This is a genomic window from Mycobacterium colombiense, assembly GCF_003284975.1.
In the GTDB taxonomy this organism is placed as follows: Bacteria; Actinomycetota; Actinomycetes; order Mycobacteriales; family Mycobacteriaceae; genus Mycobacterium; species Mycobacterium europaeum_A.
In genome coordinates this window covers 1-8,934 of sequence record NZ_QMEU01000147.1, presented here as the reverse complement: position 1 = coordinate 8,934, position 8,934 = coordinate 1, and the positions used below count along the sequence as shown (strand labels likewise).

At 69.0% G+C, this 8,934-nt stretch carries 10 protein-coding genes; 5 read left to right on the top strand and 5 right to left on the bottom strand.

From position 1 onward, the window contains the following. On the bottom strand, window positions 1–633 hold a 633-nt coding region (locus DQP58_RS24685; RefSeq protein WP_112710735.1), incomplete at its 3' end, for a M48 family metalloprotease. A gap of 14 nt (window positions 634–647) precedes the next feature. Beyond that, the gene (locus DQP58_RS24680) at window positions 648–1,067 is read right to left on the bottom strand and encodes a BlaI/MecI/CopY family transcriptional regulator (protein ID WP_066872787.1); all 420 of its coding nucleotides are present in this window, start codon (window positions 1,065–1,067) and stop codon (window positions 648–650) included. A gap of 321 nt (window positions 1,068–1,388) precedes the next feature. On the opposite strand from DQP58_RS24680, the gene DQP58_RS24670 reads away from it, so the two are divergent. Then, on the top strand, window positions 1,389–1,811 hold the full coding sequence (locus DQP58_RS24670) for a PaaI family thioesterase (protein ID WP_430916595.1): 423 nt from the start codon (window positions 1,389–1,391) through the stop codon (window positions 1,809–1,811). Window positions 1,812–1,860: 49 nt separating this feature from the next. Here the strand turns inward: DQP58_RS24670 and DQP58_RS24665 are convergent, their stop codons facing one another. From DQP58_RS24665 to DQP58_RS24655, 3 genes are all read right to left on the bottom strand, one after another. Further along, window positions 1,861–3,246, bottom strand: a complete 1,386-nt coding sequence (locus DQP58_RS24665; protein ID WP_112710734.1) for an NAD(P)/FAD-dependent oxidoreductase — start codon at window positions 3,244–3,246, stop codon at window positions 1,861–1,863. A gap of 186 nt (window positions 3,247–3,432) precedes the next feature. Next, the gene (locus DQP58_RS24660) at window positions 3,433–4,350 is read right to left on the bottom strand and encodes an LLM class F420-dependent oxidoreductase (RefSeq protein WP_112710733.1); all 918 of its coding nucleotides are present in this window, start codon (window positions 4,348–4,350) and stop codon (window positions 3,433–3,435) included. 57 nt (window positions 4,351–4,407) lie between these two features. Then, window positions 4,408–5,085 (bottom strand): SDR family oxidoreductase, encoded by a 678-nt coding sequence (locus DQP58_RS24655; protein WP_112710732.1) that lies wholly within the window; start codon window positions 5,083–5,085, stop codon window positions 4,408–4,410. 194 nt (window positions 5,086–5,279) lie between these two features. Between DQP58_RS24655 and modA the strand changes: the two genes are divergently transcribed. From modA to DQP58_RS24635, 4 genes are all read left to right on the top strand, one after another. Next, complete coding sequence (modA, locus tag DQP58_RS24650) at window positions 5,280–6,050, top strand: molybdate ABC transporter substrate-binding protein (RefSeq protein ID WP_112710731.1); 771 nt, start codon at window positions 5,280–5,282, stop codon at window positions 6,048–6,050. A gap of 7 nt (window positions 6,051–6,057) precedes the next feature. After that, window positions 6,058–6,858, top strand: coding sequence for an ABC transporter permease (locus DQP58_RS24645; RefSeq protein WP_066872799.1), 801 nt, complete (start codon window positions 6,058–6,060; stop codon window positions 6,856–6,858). After that, complete coding sequence (locus DQP58_RS24640; RefSeq protein WP_112710730.1) at window positions 6,855–7,958, top strand: sulfate/molybdate ABC transporter ATP-binding protein; 1,104 nt, start codon at window positions 6,855–6,857, stop codon at window positions 7,956–7,958. The genes DQP58_RS24645 and DQP58_RS24640 overlap by 4 nt, the downstream gene beginning before the upstream one ends. Window positions 7,959–8,079: 121 nt before the next feature. Continuing rightward, a partial coding sequence (locus tag DQP58_RS24635; protein ID WP_112710736.1) for an alanine and proline-rich secreted protein Apa occupies window positions 8,080–8,934 on the top strand: 855 nt, incomplete at its 3' end.

Genomic DNA, 8,934 nt, shown 5'->3' with positions numbered 1-8,934 from the left:
CCGCGGGAAGGCCGCGTGCACGGCGGTGAAGGCCTCCAGCACCAGGTCGTGCCGCGCCCGAAGGTGGGCGCGCTCGTGGGTGAGGATCGCCTCTACTTCGGCGTCGGCGAGGGTGCTCAGCGTTCCCTCGCTGACCACCACGCGGCTGCGCACGCCGGGCAGGCAGTAGGCCAGCGGTTGTGGGACGTCCAACACGCGGAGATCGCGGGTGCGGGCGCAGGGCTGCGACAGCGCGGCACCGTGGCCGACTCCGACCAGGTCGACCACCATGCGGTGGTGGGCCCGTCGCTTCCGGTTGGCGATGGCCACCCGGACCACGGCGGCGATCAGCCGGGCGCCGACCAGCACGGTTAGGGCGAACACGCTGACGTAGGCGATCCACAGCGGCCAGCCGAGGCGGTCGGCGGCGCCGACGATGCTGGTCGTGGGTCGCCCGTCGCGGCCGGGCATCAACAGCCGGGTGGCGATCGCGATGCCGGCGCTGAACGCCGATAGCACCGCGGCCAGTGCGACCGCCTGCCAGAGCACCATGGCGGCGCGGGGAGCGCGCAGCGGCCAGCGCGCGCGTGCCAACATTGCCGGCACCGGACCGGTCAGTAGCACCGCGAGAATGGTGAAAGCCAGCGCGGACACACTGTAAGTGTCCCTCAGGCCTCCGGTGCAGCGCCAGCAGATGGTGAGTTATTGCGTTGATTGGCTTCCAGTTCGGCGAGCGCGCGCCGCAGCGCCTCCGCCTCGTCGGCGCCGACCCGTTCGACGAAGTGCACCAGCGCGGCCTGTCGGCCCCCGGGATCCTCGGCCTGGGCCAGCGCGTCCACCATGAGTCCGGCGACCAGCTCGTCGCGCCCGTGCACCGGCGCGTACCGGTGCGCCCGGTCGTCCCGGATCTGCGAGACCAGGTTCTTCTTGGCCAGCCGTTGCAGCACGGTCATGATCGTGGTGTAGGCGAGATCGCGCTGCGCCGACAACGCCTCATGGACCTGGCGAACGGTCTGAGGCTCGGGCGTGGACCACAGGTGGTCCATGACGGCCCGTTCCAGATCCCCCAGCCGAGTCAGTTTGGCCATAGTTCGTTCATCTCCTGAGCGTCGAAACCAGCGTACTCCGGCTTACTACCGACGGTCGTACGGAAGGCTGACAAATCACTGTGTCGGCCGACGCGCGCGCCCCCCGGGGCGAACACGAAGAACAATACCCCTTGCGAAGTTAGGGCAGCCTTGCCTATGCTGATCGAGTCGAGCGATAACGGACCGTGTGAGTGTCCTGAGGGCTGCAGCGACCCCCGGTCTACTCGATCGGCGAGCCCCGTGCCATCAGGCACGGGGCTCAGCCGTTTTCGGGGCCAAAGTCCCACGGCGAAAACGTTTGCGGGGCCATGGTGTAGACACATGGACGTGCCAGAGCCGCAGAATGCCATCATCCCGCCGGACTTCTCCGCACCCTTCGACCGCGAGATCGGGCTGCAGTTCACCGAACTGGGCCCCGACGGTGCGCGGGCCCAACTCGAGGTCACCCCCAAGCTGTTGCAGCCGATGGGTTTGGTGCACGGCGGCGTTTACTGCTCGATGATCGAAAGCATGGCGAGCGTGGCCGCCTACACCTGGCTGGCCACCCGCGGCGGCGGAAACGTGGTGGGCGTCAACAACAACACCGACTTCTTGCGCTCGATCGGCTCGGGCATGGTGTACGGCACCGTCGAGCCGATCCACCGCGGCCGCAGCCAGCAGTTGTGGTTGGTCACCATCACCGACGACGACGACCGCGTCGTCGCCCGCGGTCAGGTGCGACTGCAGAACCTCGAGATCCGCTGAGAGGTCGGCCCGTCACGTCCGCCGTCGTTGAATTACGCTGTCGGGCAACCTAGCTGGCGCGTCTGGCCGCCGGCCGGTTGGCCTCGGCGGCGACCACCGCCAACTGTTCCAGCCGCGTGCGGGCGAACGCCTGCTGCTCGGTGATGGTGAGCTGGCCGCGACGGGTGCTCAGGAATGTCACCGTCCAGGACAGCAGGGTGCTGATCTTGGTCTTGAACCCGACCAGGTACACCAGGTGCAGCACCAGCCACGCGAACCAGGCGAACAGCCCGCTGAACTCAACAGGGCCGATCTTGGCGACCGCGGAGAACCGCGACACCGTGGCCATGGAGCCCTTGTCGAAATACTGGAAGGGCTCGCGGTCGGCCGGGTTGGCGCCGCCGAGCTCGGCCTTGATGGTGCTGGCGACGTACTTGGCGCCCTGGATGGCGCCCTGCGCCACGCCCGGCACGCCTTCGACGGCGGCCAGGTCGCCGATGACGAACACGTTCGGGTGGCCGGGGACCGACAGGTCGGGCAGCACCTTGACGCGGCCGGCGCGGTCGAGTTCGACGGACGACTGGTCGGCGAGGTCGCGACCCAGCGGGCTGGCGGACACGCCTGCGGACCAGACCTTGCACGCCGATTCGATGCGCCGGATGGTGCCGTCGGAGTCCTTGACCGTAATGCCGTTGCGGTCGACGTCGGTCACCATCGCACCCAGCTGGATCTCCACGCCCATCTTTTCCAGCCGGTCGGCCGCGCGCTTGCCCAGCTTTTCGCCGAAAGGCGGCAACACGGCGGGCGCGGCGTCGAGCAGGATCACCCGGGCCTTGGTCGAGTCGATGTGCCGGAAGGAGCCCCGCAACGTGTCCTTCGCCAATTCCGCTATCTGCCCGGCCATTTCGACGCCGGTGGGGCCGGCCCCGATGACGGTGAACGTCAGCAGCTTGGCCCGCCGCTCCGGATCGCGAGAGCGCTCGGCCTGCTCGAACGCGCTCAGGATCCGGCCGCGCACCTCGAGCGCGTCGTCGATCGACTTCATGCCCGGCGCGAACTCCGCGAAATGGTCGTTGCCGAAATAGGACTGGCCCGCACCGGCGGCGATGATCAAGCTGTCGTAGGGGGTGTCGTAGGTGTGCCCGAGCAGGTCGGACACCACGAACTTGCCCTCCAGATCGATGTGGGTGACGTCACCGAGCAGCACCTGGACGTTGCGCTGCCTGCGCAGCACCACCCGGGTGGGGGGTGCAATATCGCCTTCGGACACAATGCCCGTCGCCACCTGGTACAGCAGCGGCTGGAATAGGTGGTGCGTGGTCCGGGCGATCAGCTTGATGTCGACGTCGGCGTGCTTGAGCTTCTTGGCCGCGTTCAGTCCGCCGAAGCCGGAGCCGATGATGACGACCTGGTGACGACGCTCCGGTCCATCTGTGGTTCCTGGCTGGGGGCTCATGTTTCCGCTGCTCCTGACGGGGGCTTCTGGACGCGCGACTGCAGTCAACGACCACGCTAGTCAGGCGGATACCCCCATACCTAGCTGGCAACATGTGTAATCAAACACATCGTCTGTATCACTGCTGGTCGCCCGACGTGATACTCGTCATGCTCCGCTGACCGGGGCGCTGAGCTGGCGAAAGAGCTACAGGCCCACGAGCGGACGCAGTGCCGCGCCGGCCGCCTCGATGACGCCGGGCCTGTAGGCGGGCAGGTTGATGATGACGCCGTCGATGCCCGCGTCGATCACCTTGGACTTGAGCTGATCGGCGACCGCGTCCGGCGTGCCGGCAACCATGCGCTGCGTCATCTCTGCGGGGATCTGGTCGAGGCTCGCGTTGTCGTCGATCAGGGCCGTGATCAGCGCGCTGGTCTCCAGCGTGGCGGGGTCGCGGCCCACCTCTTCGCAGGACCGGCGCACGGCGTCCACCTTGCGCGGCAGCTCGTCGAAACCCGCGATCACGTTGAGGTGGTCGAAATGCCGGGCGGCGAGCGGGATTGTCTTCTTCTCCCCACTGCCGCCGATCATCAGCGGAATGTGTTCCCGGAAGCGGGGATTGGCGAACGCCTCGCTGGTTTGGTACCACTCGCCCGAGACGGTGGCCCGCTCGCCGGAGATCATCGGCAAGATGATCTGCAGGGCCTCGTCGAGCCGGTTGAACCTGTCGGTGAAGGTGCCGAATTCGAAGCCCAACTGGTCGTGCTCGAGCTGGAACCATCCGGTGCCGATGCCCAGGATCGCCCGTCCCTGGCTGACGACGTCCAGCGTGGTGATGATCTTCGCGAGCAGGCTCGGGTTTCGATACGTATTGCCGGTCACCAGTGTGCCCAGCTGCACCCGCTCGGTGGCGGTGGCCAGCGCCCCCAGGGCGGTGTAGGCCTCCAGCATCGGCTGGTCGGGTGAACCCAACATCGGCAGTTGGTAGAAGTGGTCCATCACGAAAACCGAGTCGAATCCGGCTGATTCGGCTTCGCGGGCCTGGGCGATGACGGTGGGGAAGAGTTGTTCAACCCCGGTGCCGTAGGAGAAGTTGGGAATCTGCAGACCAAGTCGAATAGCCACGAGACTCACCGTAGCGACCGGCCCTGCCCGAAAGAAGGGCGCGCGGCGTGTTACGCCTCAGGCGAAACGGGCCAACGCGCCGTGGCTCACGTGCAACGTCTGGCCGGTGATGTGGCGGGCCGCCGAGGTGGTCAGGAACAGCGCCAACCGGGCGGCCTCCGCGGACACCGGCGCCGGCGTGCGCGACAGCCCGTCGTAGCCGGCCTCGGCGCTGCGTCCGCTCGCAACCACGTTGACGGTGATGCCGCGGGTGCCGAAGATGCCTGCCTGGCCCGCGGCCCAGTTCGACAGCGCGGCCTTGATGGCGGCGTCGGCGCTGCCGGCCGGTGGGTTCTCGGGCACCACACTGATGATGGAGCCGCCCGAACGTAGGTGATCACCGACGGCCTGGACGGTCAGCACCGCCGAAAGCACCGTCGCGTCAAGGGCATTGCGCCACGCGTTGGCGGTATCGGCGATCGAATAGGCGCGCGGGTCGCCGGCCTCCCAGGTGGGCGCGGGCACGTGGACGATGGTGTCCAGGTGATGCGGGAACAGGGGACGGGCCTCTTCCAGGCTGGCCGGGTCGGTGGTGTCGCAGACGATCGACTCGACTTCCAACTCCTTGGCGGCGATCTCCAGGTCGCTCTTGCGCGCGCCCACCAAGGTCACCGTGTGGCCGTCATCGCGGAAGCCTTCGGCTACCGTGCGCCCCAGCTCCGTGTCTCCGCCGGTAACCAGCACCTCCACTGCCATGACCTCCTCGTGTGCACGCGCGTTATGGCATCGATCCCCCGATATGTTACTGGACAGTAGCTAGCCGGCGAAACTTTCGCCTGCGCGACGCGCGGATCAGTTGTGTAACTATTCGGCCGCAACTTTCCCGCGCACTTTCTTGCGGCGATTCAACCCCCGAGCGCACCGCATCATCGGCGGGCTAGGGTGCATCCATGCGTCGGATCGGGATCCTGGCCGCTGTGGTTTGGATGGTGCTGGCAGCGGGGCCGATCGGATGCGGTTCGAAACCCGCGCAGCCCTCGCAGGCCTCCGGCAAGGTGGTGGTGTTCGCCGCGGCGTCGCTCAAGCCGGCGTTCACCCAGGTCGGCCAGCAGTTCAAGGCTCAGAATCCGGGGGTGAGCGTCGACTTCGAGTTCGCCGGCTCCTCGGAGCTGGCGACCCAGCTGACGCAGGGCGCAACGGCCGACGTGTTCGCCTCGGCCGACACCGCGCAGATGGTTGCGGTCGGCAAGGCCGGTTTGCTGGCCGGCGACCCGACGAACTTTGCGTCGAACACCCTGGTCATCGTCACCGCACCGGGGAACCCGAAGCGAATCGGCTCCTTCGCCGATCTGGCCAGACCCGGCCTCAACGTCGTGACCTGCCAGCAGCCGGTGCCGTGCGGGGCGGCGGCCCACCGCGTCGAAGACCGCACGGGCGTGCGCCTGAACCCGGTCAGCGAGGAACCCAGCGTGACCGACGCCCTGAATAAGGTCACCAGTGGTCAGGCCGACGCCGCGCTGGTCTATGTCACCGACGGCAGGAACGCCGGTGCCAAGGTGGCGACCGTAACCTTCCCGGAGGCCGCCGCCGCGGTGAACGTCTATCCCATCGGCGTGCTGAAGAAGGCGCCGCTCGCCGCGCAGGCACACAGGTTCGTCGACCTGGTGACCTCGCCGACCGGTCAGCAGATCCTGGCCCAGGCCGGCTTCGCGAAACCCTGAGCCGCCCGTGCACCGGCCGACGGACCTGCCCCGCTGGGTGTACCTCCCCGCGGCGGCGGGGGCCGTCTTCGTGGTGCTGCCGTTGCTGGCCATCGCGGTCAAGGTCGACTGGCCGCATTTCTGGTCGCTGATCACCAGCTCGTCGTCGAAAACGGCGCTGTTGCTGAGCCTGAAGACCGCCGCCGCCAGCACGGCGCTGTGCGTGGTGTTCGGGGTGCCGATGGCGCTGGTGCTGGCGCGCAGCACGGCGCGGGTGGTCCGGTTGCTCCGCCCGCTGATCCTGCTGCCCCTGGTGCTGCCGCCCGTGGTCGGTGGCATCGCGCTGCTCTACGCGTTCGGCCGGCTGGGGCTGCTCGGCCGGTACCTGGAGGCCGCCGGCGTCGGGATCGCGTTCAGCACCACCGCCGTGGTGCTGGCCCAGACCTTCGTCTCGCTGCCGTTTCTGGTCATCTCCCTCGAGGGTGCCGCGCGCACCGCTGGCGCCGACTACGAGCTGGTGGCCGCGACGCTGGGGGCGCGCCCGAGCGTCGTGTGGTGGCGGGTCACCCTGCCGCTGTTGTTGCCGGGCGTGGTGTCGGGGGCGGTGCTGGCGTTCGCCCGCTCGCTGGGCGAGTTCGGCGCGACACTGACCTTCGCGGGATCCCGCCAGGGGGTGACCCGCACGCTGCCGCTGGAGATCTACCTGCAGCGGGTGACCGACGCCAATGCCGCTGTGGCGCTGTCGATCCTGCTGGTGGTGGTGGCGGCCCTGGTGGTGCTGGGCCTGGGCACCCGCCGGCTGGCCGGGGCTGACACGGGGCAACCGTGAGCGAATTGCAGCTACGGGCGGTCGTCACGGACCGCGACGTGGACGTGGAGTTCTCGGTGTCCGCGGGCGAGGTGCTCGCCGTGCTCGGCCCCAACGGTGCCGGCAAATCGACGGTGCTGCATGTCATCGCGGGACTACTCCAGCCCGACCACGCGGTGGTGCGGCTGGGGGACCGGGTCCTGACCGACACCGCGGCCGGCGTCAGCGTGCCGACACACGATCGCCGGGTCGGGCTGCTGCTGCAGGATGCGCTGTTGTTCCCGCACATGAGTGTTGCCGCCAACGTCGGTTTCGGACCGCACAGTCAGCGGGGGCGGTGGCGGGCGGGTCGCACCGGAAAATCCGACACGGCGCTGGGGTGGCTGCGCGAGGTGGACGCGGAGGACCTGGCCGACCGAAAGCCGCGCCAGCTGTCCGGCGGGCAAGCCCAGCGGGTCGCGATCGCCCGGGCGCTGGCCGCCGAACCCGACGTGTTGCTGCTCGACGAACCGCTGGCCGGGCTCGACGTCGCCGCGGCGGCCGCGATCCGGGCCGTGCTGCGCCGGGTGATCACCCGCACCGGCTGCGCGGCGGTCCTGGTCACCCACGACCTGCTGGACGTGTTCACCCTGGCCGATCGCGTCCTGGTGCTGGAGTCGGGCAGAATCGCCGAAATCGGGCCGGTGCCAGACGTTCTCACCGCACCACGCAGTCATTTCGCGGCCCGGATCGCGGGCATCAACCTGGTGAACGGAGCCGTCGGCCGTGACGGCTCGCTGCACGCGGACTCCGGTGACCGCTGGTACGCGGCCCCCGCACAGAGCGGCCAAGCCTTTTCGCCCGACCAACATGCGATCGCAGTGTTTTCGCCGACGGCGGTGGCCGTCTACCGCGATCGGCCGCACGGCAGCCCCCGCAACACCGTGGAGGTCACCGTCGCGGAGATGGATGTCCGCGGCCCCGCGGTCTTGGTACGCGGTACCCAGCAACCCGACGGCGCCCCGGGCCTGGCCGCGGAGATCACCGTCGACGCCGCTTCAGAGCTGCAGTTGGTGCCCGGCGACCGGGTGTGGTTCTCGGTCAAGGCGCACGAAGTGACGCTGCATCCCGCCGCCCGGTGACGGCGCCGCGCGTGGCCGCGCCGCCCGAGGAAGGTTGCACATTGGCAACATCGGTAAATCCGCGCAGCATTCGTCGCAATGCATCCTTGCGTCACAGCGGTAACACGGTAGGTTCGTCGCCATGGAGCAGGTGGATCCGACCTCGACCCGTCGCAAAGGACTGTGGACGACCCTGGCAATCACCACGATGACCGGCGCCAGCGCCGTCGCCATCGCGTTGCCGGCAACCTCGAGCGCCGATCCCGAGGTGCCGACCCCGGTCCCGCCAACCACGGCCACGGCCCCACCCGGCGCCCCGGCGCCCGCGGTGCCGCCGGCCGCCCAGGCGCCGAACGGGCAACCGGCACCCGGCGATCCCAACGCCGCCCCGCCACCGCCGCTCAACCCGAACGGCGCACCGCCGCCCCCCGTCGACCCGAACGCGCCGCCGCCACCGCCGGCCGACCCGAACGCCGGGCGGATCACCAACGCGGTCGGGGGATTCAGCTACGTCCTGCCCGGCGGTTGGGTGGAGTCGGACGCGTCGCACCTCGACTACGGCTCGGCGCTGCTGAGCAAGGTCACCGGCCCGCCGCCGGCGCCCGACCAGCCACCGGCCGTCGCCAACGACACCCGCATCGTGATGGGCCGCCTGGACCAAAAGCTCTACGCCAGCGCGGAAGCCAACAATGCCAAGGCCGCCGTGCGGCTGGGCTCGGACATGGGCGAGTTCTTCATGCCCTATCCCGGCACCCGGATCAACCAGGACGCCACGCCGCTCACCGGGAGCAACGGCAGCACCGGCAGCGCGTCGTATTACGAAGTCAAGTTCAGCGATGCATCCAAGCCCAACGGCCAGATCTGGACCGGTGTCATCGGCGCGGCCAACGGCGGGACCGCCCAACGCTGGTTCGTGGTGTGGCTCGGAACCTCGAACGACCCGGTGGACCGGGGCGCGGCCAAGGCGCTCACCGAGTCGATCCAGGCGTGGACACCG